The sequence below is a fragment of the Xanthomonas sp. fls2-241-TYG-148 genome, from assembly GCF_030208815.1.
Taxonomy (GTDB): domain Bacteria; phylum Pseudomonadota; class Gammaproteobacteria; order Xanthomonadales; family Xanthomonadaceae; genus Xanthomonas; species Xanthomonas campestris.
On the sequence record NZ_JARVTE010000016.1, the window covers coordinates 1 to 14,218 of the forward strand.

At 61.9% G+C, this 14,218-nt stretch carries 16 protein-coding genes; 11 read left to right on the forward strand and 5 right to left on the reverse strand.

Annotation, left to right across the window (positions count from 1 at the left end; genetic code table 11):
* Nucleotides 1–88 precede the first annotated feature (88 nt).
* From QRM60_RS15900 to QRM60_RS15915, 4 genes are all read left to right on the forward strand, one after another.
* On the forward strand, nucleotides 89–361 hold the full coding sequence (locus QRM60_RS15900) for a hypothetical protein (protein WP_115556842.1): 273 nt from the start codon (nucleotides 89–91) through the stop codon (nucleotides 359–361).
* Nucleotides 358–756, forward strand: coding sequence for a SymE family type I addiction module toxin (locus QRM60_RS15905; RefSeq protein WP_285446585.1), 399 nt, complete (start codon nucleotides 358–360; stop codon nucleotides 754–756). The genes QRM60_RS15900 and QRM60_RS15905 overlap by 4 nt, the downstream gene beginning before the upstream one ends.
* A 357-nt stretch (nucleotides 757–1,113) precedes the next feature.
* Nucleotides 1,114–1,521 (forward strand): hypothetical protein, encoded by a 408-nt coding sequence (locus QRM60_RS15910; protein ID WP_115556841.1) that lies wholly within the window; start codon nucleotides 1,114–1,116, stop codon nucleotides 1,519–1,521.
* A gap of 36 nt (nucleotides 1,522–1,557) precedes the next feature.
* A complete protein-coding gene (locus tag QRM60_RS15915) occupies nucleotides 1,558–2,712 on the forward strand; it encodes an XVIPCD domain-containing protein (RefSeq protein WP_285446586.1) in 1,155 nt (384 codons plus the stop codon).
* 659 nt (nucleotides 2,713–3,371) lie between these two features.
* Here the strand turns inward: QRM60_RS15915 and QRM60_RS15920 are convergent.
* Nucleotides 3,372–3,500 (reverse strand): hypothetical protein, encoded by a 129-nt coding sequence (locus QRM60_RS15920; protein ID WP_257791037.1) that lies wholly within the window; start codon nucleotides 3,498–3,500, stop codon nucleotides 3,372–3,374.
* Nucleotides 3,501–3,977: 477 nt separating this feature from the next.
* Between QRM60_RS15920 and QRM60_RS15925 the strand changes: the two genes are divergently transcribed.
* Nucleotides 3,978–4,751 carry a DJ-1/PfpI family protein gene (locus QRM60_RS15925; RefSeq protein WP_285446587.1) on the forward strand — a complete coding sequence of 258 codons (774 nt, stop codon included), beginning with the start codon at nucleotides 3,978–3,980 and terminating at the stop codon, nucleotides 4,749–4,751.
* A 140-nt stretch (nucleotides 4,752–4,891) separates the two neighbouring features.
* Nucleotides 4,892–5,386, forward strand: coding sequence for a hypothetical protein (locus QRM60_RS15930; RefSeq protein WP_238595518.1), 495 nt, complete (start codon nucleotides 4,892–4,894; stop codon nucleotides 5,384–5,386).
* 140 nt (nucleotides 5,387–5,526) lie between these two features.
* Here the strand turns inward: QRM60_RS15930 and QRM60_RS15935 are convergent, their stop codons facing one another.
* Nucleotides 5,527–7,113: an SDR family oxidoreductase gene (locus QRM60_RS15935; protein ID WP_285446588.1), complete on the reverse strand. Its 1,587-nt coding sequence runs from the start codon at nucleotides 7,111–7,113 to the stop codon at nucleotides 5,527–5,529.
* 372 nt (nucleotides 7,114–7,485) lie between these two features.
* Between QRM60_RS15935 and QRM60_RS15940 the strand changes: the two genes are divergently transcribed.
* The 5 genes from QRM60_RS15940 to QRM60_RS15960 all read left to right on the forward strand — a co-directional run bounded on the left by QRM60_RS15940 (nucleotide 7,486) and on the right by QRM60_RS15960 (nucleotide 11,706).
* Nucleotides 7,486–8,130: a hypothetical protein gene (locus QRM60_RS15940; protein ID WP_042597192.1), complete on the forward strand. Its 645-nt coding sequence runs from the start codon at nucleotides 7,486–7,488 to the stop codon at nucleotides 8,128–8,130.
* A 3-nt stretch (nucleotides 8,131–8,133) separates the two neighbouring features.
* A complete protein-coding gene (locus QRM60_RS15945; RefSeq protein ID WP_285446589.1) occupies nucleotides 8,134–9,120 on the forward strand; it encodes an XVIPCD domain-containing protein in 987 nt (328 codons plus the stop codon).
* Between the two features lie 196 nt (nucleotides 9,121–9,316).
* The gene (locus QRM60_RS15950) at nucleotides 9,317–10,096 is read left to right on the forward strand and encodes an SPFH domain-containing protein (RefSeq protein WP_285446621.1); all 780 of its coding nucleotides are present in this window, start codon (nucleotides 9,317–9,319) and stop codon (nucleotides 10,094–10,096) included.
* A gap of 152 nt (nucleotides 10,097–10,248) precedes the next feature.
* Complete coding sequence (locus QRM60_RS15955) at nucleotides 10,249–11,220, forward strand: glutathione S-transferase family protein (RefSeq protein WP_285446590.1); 972 nt, start codon at nucleotides 10,249–10,251, stop codon at nucleotides 11,218–11,220.
* 93 nt (nucleotides 11,221–11,313) lie between these two features.
* Nucleotides 11,314–11,706 carry a VOC family protein gene (locus tag QRM60_RS15960; RefSeq protein WP_012437278.1) on the forward strand — a complete coding sequence of 131 codons (393 nt, stop codon included), beginning with the start codon at nucleotides 11,314–11,316 and terminating at the stop codon, nucleotides 11,704–11,706.
* Between the two features lie 163 nt (nucleotides 11,707–11,869).
* On the opposite strand, the gene QRM60_RS15965 is transcribed toward QRM60_RS15960, so the two are convergent.
* From QRM60_RS15965 to QRM60_RS15975, 3 genes are all read right to left on the reverse strand, one after another.
* Nucleotides 11,870–12,331: a DUF4126 family protein gene (locus QRM60_RS15965; RefSeq protein ID WP_019237241.1), complete on the reverse strand. Its 462-nt coding sequence runs from the start codon at nucleotides 12,329–12,331 to the stop codon at nucleotides 11,870–11,872.
* Nucleotides 12,332–12,611: 280 nt separating this feature from the next.
* Nucleotides 12,612–13,487, reverse strand: a complete 876-nt coding sequence (locus tag QRM60_RS15970; RefSeq protein WP_237343573.1) for a CPBP family intramembrane glutamic endopeptidase — start codon at nucleotides 13,485–13,487, stop codon at nucleotides 12,612–12,614.
* Nucleotides 13,488–13,565: 78 nt separating this feature from the next.
* Nucleotides 13,566–14,051: a helix-turn-helix domain-containing protein gene (locus tag QRM60_RS15975; protein WP_042597187.1), complete on the reverse strand. Its 486-nt coding sequence runs from the start codon at nucleotides 14,049–14,051 to the stop codon at nucleotides 13,566–13,568.
* Between the last annotated feature and the right edge of the window lie 167 nt (nucleotides 14,052–14,218).

Genomic DNA, 14,218 nt, shown 5'->3' on the forward strand with positions numbered 1-14,218 from the left:
ACGCCCGCCGGCTCTTAGCGGTTTCGAACCTCCCGACATCCCGTCGCCGTTGGCGCCGGTTCTTGGGTTGTTCCAGGAGGACGTTGCCATGTCTACCGCACCATCCACGCCGGCACCGGTGCCGGGTTATCTGTTGCCAGCCTCCGCTCAAGGCTTGCTGTGGGATGTGGGCGAGGTGCTGCGCCGGCTGGCTGCACGCGCAGCTATTGAGCAGGCCAGCGACGATTCCGCGCAGCAGCTGCTCAGCCAGCCCGGTGTGTTGTCGCAGGCCTTGCGCAGCCTGTCCGCCCGCATCGACGTCGCCTTGCAGCAGTGCGTTGCTGCACCTATCACCAACACTCGCCACCCGGAGGCGCCATGACACGCCGCCGCCCACCCAGCGCGTCCGCCACCGCACGGCCCACCCGCACACGTACGCGCCCCGCGCCACCCAAGCGGGTGCTATGGGTCATTGTCGAACCCGATCGCACCCAGCTGCCACCGATGCTGCCGACCGAGCCGGACACAACGCCGCAAGGCCCCGGCCGTTTGCATGCACCGCGCCGCGCCCGCCGCCCGCGCCAATGCACCGTCAGCTACACCCTCTACCCCGGCGCCCACGACCACGCCGGCGACCAGCACGTGCCCCACGTCCGCCTCAGCGGTCTATGGCTGGAACAACTGGGCTTCGCTATCGGCACAAAGCTACGGATTACTGCCAGCGAGGGGCAGGTGTTGATGGAGGTGTTGCCGCCGTTGGAGGCGCCTGCAAAATGACTTAGGACGCGTCGCTAGCATCGCCGGCCGCATTCAGGTGCATGCCTGTGCGCCACTGGTCGATCTTGCAACCGCAGACCACGTGAGGCGGATTGCTGCCGCGGCCTGATCCGAGGTTATTGACGTGGTAAATTTCAGCGACACTCTTAGCGCAGGATCAGAGAGATGGCCCTTCACCTTGGGAACTCCCATGGCCGGCAAGTTAACCAAGGACGTAATGCCCTCCCTTGGGCAGCGTTGTTACCAGTTGCGCTGCTGACACTATGCAGTTTTCATGCGGGATGTGCCCTCAGCACTCCACGCGATCAGCCAGCCGTAGCGGCTGCAAAGTCCTCCATTGAAACCAGGAGCAAAGACGTGACGGAACGCCTCAAGCAAGATGTGGATCGTTTGATCGCAACTGACTTCCAGGATGTCTCCGCCCTAAGTACTCAGCTTCAAGCTCAATTTGGACCGCGACAATTAGACGGAGAAAGAGAGCTTCGGGTAAGCGAGCAAGGCGTGCTGGCAGGTGAAAAGGTGCGGCGTGTTGAGTTCATTAATGCAACAGATGATCCATCGCGTGGGAAGTTAGTTATCGATTTCTCGCCACCTGGCCCGGATTTTATGGAGTCTCCCTGGGTAGACGCTATTCCTTATCCACCTCGTCCAGATGCGCGAGATTCCAGAGCCTATTGGGAGATGACAGTTAACGGCACCAAGGTTATCTTCGGTCTGACGGAAGACCAGTCGCACCTAAGCTATATCTCCATCAGCAAACTTTGAGATAAAGTTTGATGAATCAAGCAAAGGAAATGCGTGATGGAAAGTAATGAAGAACAAAAATCTCCACAGCCGAAACAGGTAGGTGCACCATCCAATGGCGCGCTACCGGCTTCTCCGCTGAAGGATCCAGCATTAGCGCCTTTAATTGCCTCTTCGCCTACACTCCAAGCAGGCCTTTCTCAGTTCAAGCGCGATGGCATAGGCGTTGATTGGGGCAGCGCGGGTGGAGGCACTTACCTGGATCCAGGTAAGAAAGTAGTGATTGACCAGAACGCAGCTGGCAAAGGCGAACGGATCGCCAGATCACTATCGCATGAGATTGGACACCATGGGTTCGCCGAGCCTAAAGATTATTCTTCCAAGCAAGCTTATGTGAACAACATGCTGCGTGGCGAAGCAGCTGCAACGCTCAGTAACGCACTAGTCCGACGCGAGATTCTGAATCATCAGGGGCCGGATATCGGTATTTCTGGAAGCGGCACGAGGCCACAGCAGTACGAGGCAATTGCAGATCAACAAATGGCAGGTCGCATCACACGCGATGCTGCATCGAGCCAGATTGCCCAGGTCTTCAAGACGGAACAACCTTCGGTTGCTCCAAGTAAGACGTACGAGCAATATTATGGCGATTACTACGACAAACACATCGTCCCCTGGAAGCTTAAACAGGGGCGGCCGGAGCCCGGAGTCGTTGGCGACATCACTACTTCTGATGTGAAGCAGGATGGACTTGGTCCTGAATCACACTCGGCGTCACCGAAGATCGCCTTGTTGCCCTCACAGCCAGGCCATGCGGACCACGCGCTGTACCAGCAGATCAAAAGCGGCGTGATGCAGCTAGACGCCCAACACGGCAAAGAGTGGGACGGGGCCAGCCAGCGCATGACCGCCAGCTTGCTTGCGTTGGCAAAAGAGGAAGGGCTGTCGCGGGTGGACCATGTTGCACTCAACAACCCCACGCTTCAGCTGGCCGGCGGCGAGAAGGTCTTCGTTGTACAAGGCGCGCTCGATGACCCGGCACACCAGCGGGCACATATGCCAACGATAGAAGCCGTGCAGACACCTGAGACCCAGTCGTTCGACCGCCTGCAGGCACTCAACCAGACTCAGGCCCAGGCGCGCGAGCAGCAGCAGGCATTGGAACAGTCGCAGCAAGCCGTCTCACAGGCCGGTCCGTCGATGACGCGCTGATATTTTTCAAGAAATAGGCAGAGCCAGTCGCCGTGCTAAACCTGGCGTGGTGAACACATCGACGGAGTAGAAAGTGAGTATGCGGATGATCACGGGGTTTATTTTAGCCCTGCCGTTGCTGCTTGGCACCGACGCCGTGTCGACTACTAAGGTGCGCCGGTCTGTTGCGTATCCACAAGCGCTTCAGGGCATATGGGACCTAGGCCCTCACGCTTGCAAGCTACCCATGAATCCTGAATCCTGACTCCGATACGCCGATACATATCGAGAAGACCTGGTTGCGTGGCCACGAGCACCAGCAGACGCCCATATCGATCAGGCTTGTTTCTTCTGATCCACATGCTTGGCTGGTTTCCGCTAAGTCGGATATCGCGCCAGACATCAGAACTAATGACCTTTACATTCTGAAAGGCGACCATCTGGTGATCTCTGATGGCAAATCGGTTAGCCAGTATCGTCGCTGTCAGTGAGTTGAATGACAGCACACTCAAGATGACAGACATGAACACGGGTAACGCGATCGCCAAACGATCGCGCAATCCTTGGCCAACTGCAGTCACTAAATGGGATGCAGCGAAGGAACAAACCCAGCAGTAGTGGCCAGATGCTTGTGCTTGAAATTCAGCCATCTGGCTCGCGAGTGAGTGTACTCACGCACCTCAGAACCATAGATCACGCACGCAACGGCCATCGGGCGGCAGGTCGTCAAAGCTGTCCAGACCATCGAAGTGGTCGATGGCCAAGTGCGCGACGGCGGCCGGATCGGCTAGCCTGATATTGACTGCCATGCGCCGGCTTCCGTCGGCTTCGAGGCGCAGGCCGCGCCAGCAGATCACGCAGGCGCAGGCAGGGCAGAAGTGAATCTCTAGCGTGGGGTCTTGTTTCTCGGCACGGACATAGGTTTGCGTTGGCCCGTGTAGCGTTATGCGCCCGTGTTCAACGTCGTACGCCCAGAGCGCGCCGTAGCGCCGGCACAGCGTGCAGTTGCAAGCCGTGACCGCGCCTGGATCACCGGAGAGGTGCCAGCCCGCGCTGCCGCAATGGCAGCTACCGCTGAGTGTGTCTGGTGCCACCTCGAATCCCTGTGTCCGTGCGCAATCGCCGCAATCTAGCAGGTTGGAATCCAGACGCGCGGGCCCGTCACATCGCACTTCGTCCGGGTGAATACAGTGGTTTGCGCCGTGAGACCGCTGGGCTACGCCGCTAATACGAGCTCATCCGGCAGGCGCGCCGGCCCGCACCCACTGAATCATCAAGGAGCAGCCATGTCTATTGAAGCGGATCAGACCCATGCAAGTCGTGCGCGTCGCACGCTACTACGCAATGCCCTGCTGACGGGCGCGGCGATGATGGCGCCGGGCACGGCTGCGATCGCGAAAGACGAGCGCCCGGCCAGCGGGGTGCGCGGTGATGTATCCAAAGGCACCGCCCAGTTGACGTTGGGAATGGTGGTGTTCGACGGCTTCCAGCTACTGGATGTCTTCGGTCCGCTGGATATGTTCGGCAATCTTGAGGGCAAGGTCAGAATCGTCATCCTGGGTGAGCGCGCTGGCATGGTCGCTAGCAGCGCCGGTCCTGCGGTTGCCGTTGACCATGCGTTGGACGCGGCGCCGCACATCGACATCCTGATGGTTCCGGGCGGCATGGGCACACGGCGCGAGGTGGGCAACACCGCATTCATCGCCAGCATCACGCGCCTGGCGCGTTCGGCGCCACACGTCGCCAGCATCTGCACCGGGGCGGCGCTTCTGGCGCGCACCGGTCTGCTGGATGGGCGGCGTGCCACGACCAACAAGCGCGCCTTCAACTGGGTAACGACGCAGGGGCCAAAAGTAGAGTGGGTGAAGCAAGCGCGCTGGGTGGAGGACGGTCATGTGTTCACCTCCTCCGGCGTCTCCGCGGGTACGGACATGGCGCTGGCCCTGATCGCAAAACTGTTCGGCCCCGATGCCGCCAGGCAGGCCGCCGACATCGCGGAGTACAGCTGGAATGCGGATTCCACCAATGATCCGTTTACTGCCGCGATCGACGCTGGGTGAGCGAAGGCGTGTTCGGATGCGCCGCTGGATCGAGGCAACGAACACGCCTGCCAAAGCTCGTCCGAGCTCTCTCGGTAGCGATTCAATCTATCTGCTGAAGCAGCACGCGCCCAAGTTGTGAGATGTGGTGGTCGCCGCGGATGGTTGATCTTCTTCCAGGCACGCATGCGCTGCGCACTTCTGATAAAAGCACCGTTTACCTCAGCAAGGAGCCACGCCGGATGCCATTCGCTATTTTCCGCACCTACGTTTCGATAGTGGCAGCAGTAATGGTTGCTAGCTTTGCAGGATGCGCCGTGACGGAGGCGCCGATCTCGCAGAAGCAGTTCTCCGATCATGTCGCGATGCTGCTGGCCGGCAAGGATTCGGCGGTGGTTGAGGCAGGTAAGCTCACCGACTTCCAATGGACGACGCTGTGCTTCGAGCGCGATGACAGTCTGGTGCTGAGGTTCGATCAGGGTGGGAAGAGATCAGTTCTGCAGTTACCGTACGAAGCGTTCTTCGTGGACGAGGGGCATGTGGAGCATTCTCTTGAGGGCGGCTGTGTCACGCCCTCCGATCACATCTTGATCAAAAAGAAATACCCAGGTGATCACGGGCCGATCGAGTTTCAGAAGGCAGCGCACGGCACCTGAGTCTGGCTGTATCGACTCACCTAATGCACTATTCCGGCGTTCCAGCGCGGCGAACACGTAGTTCGCCTGCTGCATGATTCAACAGCATCCGTTCTGCACCGCTGGCAGCGCCGGCCGATGCGCTCCGCCACCGACCCGCCTCACCAATCCGTCGGCGCATAGTCCTTCAAGAACTGCCCCCACACATGCTCGCCGGTGTTGAAGCCGTGGATGATCGGGTCGACGATGCGGGCGCCGCCGTCCACGATGTCCAGCGGCGGGTGGAAGCGTTCTTGCTGCACCTTGAGCGCGGCGATGTCGGCCGGATCTTCGTCAGTGACCCAGCCGGTGTCGACGCTGTTCATGTGGATGCCGTCGTTTTGATAATCGGCCGCCGAAGTGCGCGTCATCATGTTCAACGCGGCCTTGGCCATGTTGGTGTGCGGGTGACGGGTGGTCTTGAAGTTGCGGTAGAACTGGCCTTCCATCGCCGAGACGTTGACGATGTGCTTGTCGCGCTCGGGCGTGCGCAGCATCAGCGGCTTGAGGCGCGCATTGATGATGAAGGGCGCGATGGCGTTGACCAGTTGCGTCTCCAGCAATTCCACCGAGGGCACCTCGGCCAGCAGCAGGCGCCAGGAGTTGCGGCCGCGCAAGTCGACCTGCTGCAGATCCTGATCGAGACGGCCTTCGGGAAACAGGTGCTCCTGGCCCACCAGCTCGTCGTCCAGCAGCGCGACCTGCGACAGCTCGGCGGCGCGGGTGAGGCCGTCGGCGCCGTCCAGGCCGCGTCCGTGCACGGCCGGCAGCGCGGTGGCCGAGGCGTCTCGCAGCAGTTCGGGTGTACGCAGGCCTTCGTAATGGCCCACCAGCTTGCGCACCGTCTCGGGCAGGTCGTGCAGCGCGGCGGTCTCGCCGGCCATCATGTGCGCGTAGAACTGCGGCGGGCGGCGCACGGTCTGGCAGGCGTTGTTGATGATGAAATCCAGCCGCGTGCAGGTGGCCAGCAACTGGCTGCAGAACGCTTCCACGCTGGGCGTGTGGCGTAGATCCAGGCCGAACACCTGCAGGCGGTGGCCCCACTCGGCAAAGTCGGGTTCTTCCGCATAACGCGTGGCCGAATCGCGCGGGAAGCGCGTGGTGACGATGAGTTCGGCGCCGGCACGCAGCAGCTTCAATCCGGCCTGATACCCAATCTTGACCCGGCCCCCGGTGAGCAGCGCCACGCGCCCGCGCAGGTCGGCGGTTTCGGTGCGCTTGAAGAAATTCAACTCCGCGCAGGCCGGGCACATCTGGTCGTAGAAGTGATGCAGCTGGGTGAACTTCTGCTTGCACACATAGCAGTGCCGCAGTTCCGGCGATTGCTGTGGCGCCTCGGCAGCGGCAGCACCTTCGCCATTGTGTGCATCGTGCAGGCCAGCGGCGTGCGGCGGGAAATAGTTCGGCGTACTGAACACCGGTTTGCGCCGCAACGCGCGGATACCGGTCTGCTCGAGCAGGGCCTCGGCCTTGCGGACCTTTTCCTGATGGCGTTCGCGCTCGCGCTGCTTGAGCAGCTGGCGGCGCGCCTTGGGCTCGGGGTGATAGACCTTGGCCACCACCTGATGCAGCCGCACGCGGTCGGCCTCGGAGAGCGTATCGAGCACGCTGCGGTCCGCGTCGATGGCCTCCAGCACATCCAGCGCGGCGCGCAGGCGGTCGGTGAGCGGCAGGTCGTCGGCGGGCAGGGGTGAGGCGGTGGTATTCAAGGCAGATCCGGGCAGAAGCGGTATGGGGCGGGGCGGCGGGCAGCCGGGAAAGCGAGGGCGGCGGCGTGCTGCCGGCTGGCGACAAGCGATTGGCAGCAACTCGGGTATTTTCGCCGATTGTGGGGCCGTGGCGCCAATCGACGCAGGCGCAGGGGCCGAGTTGCTGCCGCGACGCATGAAACATTGGTGGCTGAGATAGGACCAGACGTTCCTGCGGCATCTGTCGGTGCTGCCGACCAGGTGTACTGGCGCCGCATGCGGGCGCCTATTCTCTCAGCGGTATGCTGATACCCCTAGAATCGGCCGTACACGGGACCGGCAACACGGCTCTTGTGGGATGGCCACACCACGTCCAGTCAGGAAGGACCTACCATGCCAGCAGTTGCGGTTCAGTATTTTGTCGGGCTCGCCCTTGTAGCGGCGATGACAGGATTGGCCGCGTGCGGCGCTGCTCCAGAGCAGTCGAAACCGGCGCCTCCGATCAGCCGCGAGGCGGCTACCAAGCGAAGCGTGGTGCCGCTAACGCGCCCCGTCGCCCTGGACAAGGCCGGCACGATTGTGGATCTGGAGTTCGATGTTCCGCCGCCTCGCCCTGGCGCATCTTCCGATCTGATGCTTGGCTTACGTGTGTGGGCGGCGGATGCAACGTCCATGTATGAGATCAAGGATTCGATCAATGGTGGAGAGTTCCTGGCGAGATTGCATCTGACGCGCGTGGATGGCGCAGCTCCAGTGCAGATTGCCATGACGCGTATCAGCAAAGACTTGAGTCATCAACTTCCCGTCGCCGAAAGTGGTGAGGTGTCTGGTACCACATCGACCAGCGTAGACAGTGCAATGCTCGAGGACGCCGGACTTCTCGATCAGAGCTCGGTGTATGGCGTGCTGAGTCTTGCCCAGGTGGAAAGGGCTGCAACCGGGAGATATCGCCTTGTTGTTGAACTCAAGGATGATCGGCCGGATTTGATTACAAAGAATGTTGAGTTGATTGTTGCTTACTTCAATAAAGGGAAATAAGTCATGGCCAAGGAAGACCCTTACCTGCTCACAATTTATCTTGCGTCCCCCGGCAACCCCCTGACAGAAGGTGGGACATCCTTCACCGGGCACATGTATCTGGGAACTTCCCACGGCAGTATCCATGAAAGCTTCGGCTTTGCACCAAGCGGAAGGCCAAGAGCCCAGGGGAGTGATTCGGACGACATCCCTGGCGAGGTGTCCGGAAAAGATGTGGAAAATTATCGGAACCCTCACTACGCAAGGACGATGGAAATCACCAAGGATCAGTACGATAGAATCCGAGAGTTTGCGGCCGACCCTGCAAAGCATGGCTTCGACATGAATTACGACACGTTCTCCAATTCATGCGTCGATTTCAGCTGGGCTGCCCTGAATCATGCTGGCCTTTATCGCCAGACCGTTCTCGGAGGCATTGAAGGCTATGAAGGCGAGCCGAAGGTGCTGCATAACGAGCCTGAAATACAAAAGCTCAAGCCGCCGTTTCCGGATAGTGAATTGAACAGGGAAGTACGAAACCCGAAGCCCGAGCGAGACCTGTGGCAACTCATCTTGTCCGATAACCAGACACACACCAATACTGGTCGCCTGGTCGCAGATGGGACGCCGATAGACCCGCTTCATCGCCAGGCCGAAGAGGCAGTCCGTCGCCTTGAGCAAGGGCTTGGCAGGGAGTACGACGAAAACAGCGCGCGCCTGGCGGCAAGTTCCGCGTCCTTGGCCAAGGAGTACGGTCTGTCGCGGGTCGATCATGTTGTGTTGAGCGAGAAAACGACGTCCGCGCGGCAGGGCGAGAAGGTGTTTGTTGTTGAGGGCGCTCTGAACGACCCAGCGCACAAGATGGCGCACATGAGAACAGGCGATGCGATTGCGCAGCCCGTCGCGCAGTCCCTGGCGCAACTGCAGTCCTTGAGTGAAACGCAGCAGCAGTCACAGCAACAGGAGCAACAGCGAGAGCAATCGATCGCGGCACAGCACCGGATGACGTGATGCCTGCTCCTGTCAGGCGTGGCGGCCGTTGTGGTTATGGAGCGGCGCGCTGATAAAAAATCTTACCTGGGGCCTGGCATTGAGTAGACCCGAGCCGAGAACCGAGATGCGATCGCCCCGATGATTGGGTAATCTTCCATGCGCACCGGGGCGGATTGGCGCCCGGGCATTCAGGGGGACATCGATGAAAAATTTCATGCTGGCCATTGGGCTGGCCGGCTCGCTCTGTGCCTGTACGGTGGTGTCACCGGATCCAGGGCAGCAGGCGGTGCTGGTGGATAAGCCGTTATTGTTTGGCAAGGGCGGCATCCGCCTGGATGACGTGCGTGATCCAGGCCGGACGTACGCATGGTTGACCACGTCGGCCACCTATGTGGATGTGACGCCACAGACCGTGCAGGTGGCCTTCGACGATTTCTCTTCCAGCGACAACATCCTGCTGGACTTCTCGACCCAGATCCAATATCGCATTACCGCACCGGCGCTGCTGCTATCCGGGTTTGGGCAGGATTGGTTCAAGAACAATGTTGCCAGCCAGTACGCGTCCATCGTGCGTGATCAGGTCAAGCGCTACGACATGACCAAGATGATGAGCGATCCAGACACTGCGCGGAAGATTGATGATTCGGTGACGGAAAACGTGCGCGCCTTGGTCAAGGAGCAGCGGCTACCGATCCAGATTCAGAACATCACGCTGGGTCGTGCACGCCCCAACCCGGATGTGCTGCAGCAGATGAACCTGACTGCCGCACAGCAGCAGCGCGTCAAAACGCTGGTCGAAGCCACCACCGCCGAGCGGCAGCGCGAGCAGGAACAAGTGGCAAAGGCTGACGCAGACAATGCCTACCGCAACCGCATGGGGCTGACACCGGAGCAGTATCTCGCCAGCCAGATTGCCGAGCTCAACGCGGAGGCCTGCCAGAAGGCGCAGGCGTGTTACATGGTGCCGTCTGGAACATCGGTGACCGCCAAGTAGCGGTCAATGTCGCAGTGCGGTCAGCGTACATTGCGCTGGTTCGCGGGCGGTGGTGGCGATGCCGGTGGCATTGCCGGCATCGGCGCCACTCACGTGCTCTCCAGGATGGCTGCGCTAGGGTCTGCGCTCGTGTTGTGTTGCAAGGAGACACCATGGGCCTGCTGGTCGAGGGCAAGTGGCAAGACCGTTGGTATGACACCGACAAGAGCGATGGTCGCTTCGAGCGCTCGCAGTCGCAGTTTCGGCATTGGGTGACAGCCGATGGGCGTGCTGGGCCGCATGGCGAAGGCGGCTTTCAGGCTGCGCCTGGGCGGTACCACCTGTACGTGTCGCTGGCCTGCCCGTGGGCGCATCGCACATTGATCTTCCGGCAGCTGAAGGGCCTGGCATCACTGATCGATGTGTCGGTGGTGCATTGGCTGATGGGCACGCAGGGCTGGACCTTCGAACATGGCCCCGGCGTGGTGGGCGATTCCATCCACCATGCCAAATATCTGTATGAGGTCTATCTCAAGGCCGATCCGCAGTACTCTGGCCGCGTGACGGTGCCGGTGCTGTGGGATCGCGAGCGCAATACGCTGGTGAGCAACGAATCCGCCGACATCATCCGCATGTTCAACAGTGCGTTCGATGCGGTGGGCGCGGCAGACGGCGACTACTATCCGGAAGCGCTGCGTGCGCAGATCGACACCATCAACCAACGCGTCTACGACACCGTTAACAACGGGGTGTACAAGGCGGGCTTTGCGACTACGCAGGCGGCGTACGAAGAAGCCGTGGTGCCGTTGTTCGACACACTGGATTGGCTGGACGCGCGCCTGAGCACGCAGCGCTATCTCTGCGGTGATCACCTTACCGAAGCAGACTGGCGCCTGTTTACCACGCTGATCCGCTTCGATGCGGTGTACGTCGGGCATTTCAAATGCAATCTGCGGCGCATTGCCGACTACCCGCAACTGTCGGGCTTCCTGCGCGAGCTCTATCAGATGCCGGGCATCGCAGAGACGGTGAATTTCCAGCACATCAAGAGCCATTACTACCAGAGCCATGCCATGATCAATCCCACCGGGATTGTGCCGATGGGGCCGGTGCTGGACCTGGATGCGCCGCACGGCCGGGGATGATGGCGGCCATGGTCGCTCGCAGTGGATGGGTGGTTTACCGTTGCGCGCGGGTTGCCCTATGCTGCGCGCCCTGCGAATACACCGGAGTGCTGCATGCTGAGTCACGTCATGGTCGGGTCCAACGACATCGCCCGCTCGAAGACCTTTTACGACACGCTGTTGGGAAGCGTGTTCGGCGCGCCGGCGGCGTTCGTCAACCAGGCTAACTCCGGGCATACGCGGCTGTTCTATCGGCACGCGGGCAGCAGCTTCTGCGTCAGCGAGCCCATCGACGACGCGCCGGCCAGCCCGGGCAACGGCACCACGGTTGGGTTCGTCTGCGACTCGCCCGAGCAGGTACGGGCATTTCATGATGCGGCGGTTGCCGCAGGTGCCACCAGTATCGAAGAGCCGCCTGGCCTGCGTGACAGCACCATGGGGCCGACCTGGCTGGCGTATGTGCGCGACCCGGATGGCAACAAACTCTGCGCCATCCATCGGCCGTAAGCCTCCATTTATTGCGGGCCGCGCGACGCGCTGATGCGGCGCGGCCCTCGAGACAGGCGTTACGCAGGCAAGACGGGGAAACGCATTCGGATCGACCGCGGTCGGCACCGGCCCCGCGCAGTCCCTCGCTAAATGCTGCCTGCCGACGTGGCCTATCGGCCACTCACTCTTCAGCAGCGCTGCGCACGATCAATGTGGCTGCACCCACCGAGATGGCATCCTCAACCGCACCGGTGCTGGTCTGCCCGTAGCGTTCGATCGCGCGCATCCGCGCATTGAAGGTGAGATAGGCCGCCGCGACCGCGGTGCCGGCACCCAGCAGGGCCGCAATGCCGCGCTGATGGCGCGGTGCCAAGGCGGCGCCGGCAATAGCACCGGTGGCGACACGGGCCATCATGCCCGCCAGCACGATGCGGTCTGGTGCGGTCTTCATCTTGTCGCCCGCCAGCTCGCCACCTGCCAGCGCCAGCATGCCCGCCGATGCCAGTGGGTTGGCGAGCAGCCGCGGAGCGCCATTGTCGCGTGGCAGGGTGCCGGTGCGTGCCGCATTGGCGACCGCGGCGAGCGGGGTCATCGAGCGCATGCCAGCGACGGCGCCCATCAAAATCGAATGAATCAGAGCCATGTGTACCTCTGCAGGTACGCATCGACGTGCTCCGCCATGGAGCCCGCAGGCGCGCATCAGGTTATTGGTGCTCAGAGCTTAGGAGGTCAGATGTGTGCGAGATGGCAAGGCAGTGCCAGGGCGATGCGACGTAGGTGACGTCAGACCAACGCGGTGTCCGCCTGGCAGCTGACGTCTATTCCGCGATGGCTGCGCCGTGCAGGCACCGCGCCATTGTCATGCGTGGCAGGCGCCACCACGCTGCATCACCTTGTGGGCGCTGCAGCGTGGCGGATGCGTATCAGGGCTGCTTCGCAAACCGGCCTGCGCGCCACGCCATTGCCAGCACGGCAAGGCCGACCGCCAGGCAGATCAGCACGCCAGGCAGCGACGCTTCCGGGCCGAACGCACCGCCGGTGAGCCATTCGGGAAATCCCGGGCGGGCCGTGCTACGCGCGATGGCCGGGCCCATGTCGGTGCCGGAGACGGCCGCACCAAACAGATAGCCCTGGGTGAAGTTCCAGGCGATATGCACGCCGATCGACATCCACACGCGTCCGGTCAAGGCATAGAACGCGCCCAGCAAAATGCCGGCTTCCAGCGCGATGCAGATCGCTGCGAACGCCGTGGCGTGCGGATTGGCGATATGGCCGAAACCGAACAGCGCGGCGGACGCGGCGAAGGCGATCCACGGGCCAAACGCACGCCAGACCAGGCGCAGGAAAATCGCGCGGAACATCAGCTCTTCGATCACGCCCGCCTGCAATGCCTTGCGCACCGCAGTCCATGCCGGCGCCATGCCCAGGGACTGGATGTCGTACAGCCCGAACACCGCCATGATGCCCATGACCGAGGCGAACATCGCCGCGCCGATCAGCAGGCCGAGAAGCACGTGCGGCACCATCGGCCGCACCGCGAGCTCGCTGGCGCGTCGCCCTTCGGCCAGGCGCACCGCAAGCACGTACACGCCCAGGCCTACCGCGATGCCCACCAGGCTGGCCAGCAACTGCAGCGGGCCGGACTCCTTGGGCAGCAGGCCGCTGACGAACCGGCCGCTCATGGGTGCCAGCGTGGCGACCACCACCAGCAACACCACCGCCCAGGCGATGGCGCGGAGCCAGCGCAGGCGTCCGGGATGCAGGAACTTGCGCTCACCCAGTTCGATCGGGCGGCTCATCTGTCTGGTCGTGGCCAAGGACTGTCCGGCAACCGATTGCGTTGATGCGTGCATGTACGACTCCATGTGGTGTGGTTGCTAGCGGGTGGTGGAGCGGGATAATGCGTTGGATGCGTCTGCAATCCGGGTGGAAAACGCACGCTGGTTCAGCGCGTCGATGGCCTCGCTGAGAATGCGGGACAGTGGGACGGACAACTCTGCATCGAGCTGCGCGGCGGCGGCATTGGTCGCGGCCCATTGCCGCTCCAGCGCGGGAATCATCTTTTTCGCCTTGGGCGTCAGCACGACGATGCGTTCGCGCGCGTCCGTGCCTGGTTTCAAGGCAACGAGACGGTGCGTGGTCATCTGGGCCACCGTCTGGCTGGCGGCCGAATGGCTGATGCCGATCTCCTGCGCGAGCACCTTGATGGGAACCGGGCCCACACGCAGCAGGGCGCGTAACACGGGGGTGTAGCGTGGCCGCCAGGTTAGCCCCGCAGCCGCGTAGACACCTTCCAGATCACCATCGAGCCGCTCGATGAGTTGCCGGACCAGGGTGCCAAGGGTAGGTGCAGGTGGGGTCATGACCGAAATGTATAAGCGCTGTTGTAATTGCGCCTGTGCCAGAAGTATTGGCATCTGCCAGCGCTAGCGGCGGGTAAGGCTTCGGCGCTGCCGCTGCATGACATTGCGGGATCGCGCGAACCGATGTGGGCGTATCGATGGATGCGCTGATCGGTTTTGGACTGCCG

Coding starts and splice junctions, on each gene's coding strand:
- QRM60_RS15960 (WP_012437278.1), top strand. CDS start 11,314: ATGCTGAGTCACGTCATGGTCGGGTCCAACGACATCGCCCGCTCGAAG.
- QRM60_RS15930 (WP_238595518.1), top strand. CDS start 4,892: ATGGTTGATCTTCTTCCAGGCACGCATGCGCTGCGCACTTCTGATAAA.
- QRM60_RS15970 (WP_237343573.1), bottom strand. CDS start 13,487: ATGAGCCGCCCGATCGAACTGGGTGAGCGCAAGTTCCTGCATCCCGGA.
- QRM60_RS15925 (WP_285446587.1), top strand. CDS start 3,978: ATGTCTATTGAAGCGGATCAGACCCATGCAAGTCGTGCGCGTCGCACG.
- QRM60_RS15940 (WP_042597192.1), top strand. CDS start 7,486: ATGCCAGCAGTTGCGGTTCAGTATTTTGTCGGGCTCGCCCTTGTAGCG.
- QRM60_RS15955 (WP_285446590.1), top strand. CDS start 10,249: ATGGGCCTGCTGGTCGAGGGCAAGTGGCAAGACCGTTGGTATGACACC.
- QRM60_RS15950 (WP_285446621.1), top strand. CDS start 9,317: ATGCTGGCCATTGGGCTGGCCGGCTCGCTCTGTGCCTGTACGGTGGTG.
- QRM60_RS15945 (WP_285446589.1), top strand. CDS start 8,134: ATGGCCAAGGAAGACCCTTACCTGCTCACAATTTATCTTGCGTCCCCC.
- QRM60_RS15905 (WP_285446585.1), top strand. CDS start 358: ATGACACGCCGCCGCCCACCCAGCGCGTCCGCCACCGCACGGCCCACC.
- QRM60_RS15965 (WP_019237241.1), bottom strand. CDS start 12,331: ATGGCTCTGATTCATTCGATTTTGATGGGCGCCGTCGCTGGCATGCGC.
- QRM60_RS15900 (WP_115556842.1), top strand. CDS start 89: ATGTCTACCGCACCATCCACGCCGGCACCGGTGCCGGGTTATCTGTTG.
- QRM60_RS15920 (WP_257791037.1), bottom strand. CDS start 3,500: ATGGCAGTCAATATCAGGCTAGCCGATCCGGCCGCCGTCGCGCACTTG.
- QRM60_RS15975 (WP_042597187.1), bottom strand. CDS start 14,051: ATGACCCCACCTGCACCTACCCTTGGCACCCTGGTCCGGCAACTCATC.
- QRM60_RS15915 (WP_285446586.1), top strand. CDS start 1,558: ATGGAAAGTAATGAAGAACAAAAATCTCCACAGCCGAAACAGGTAGGT.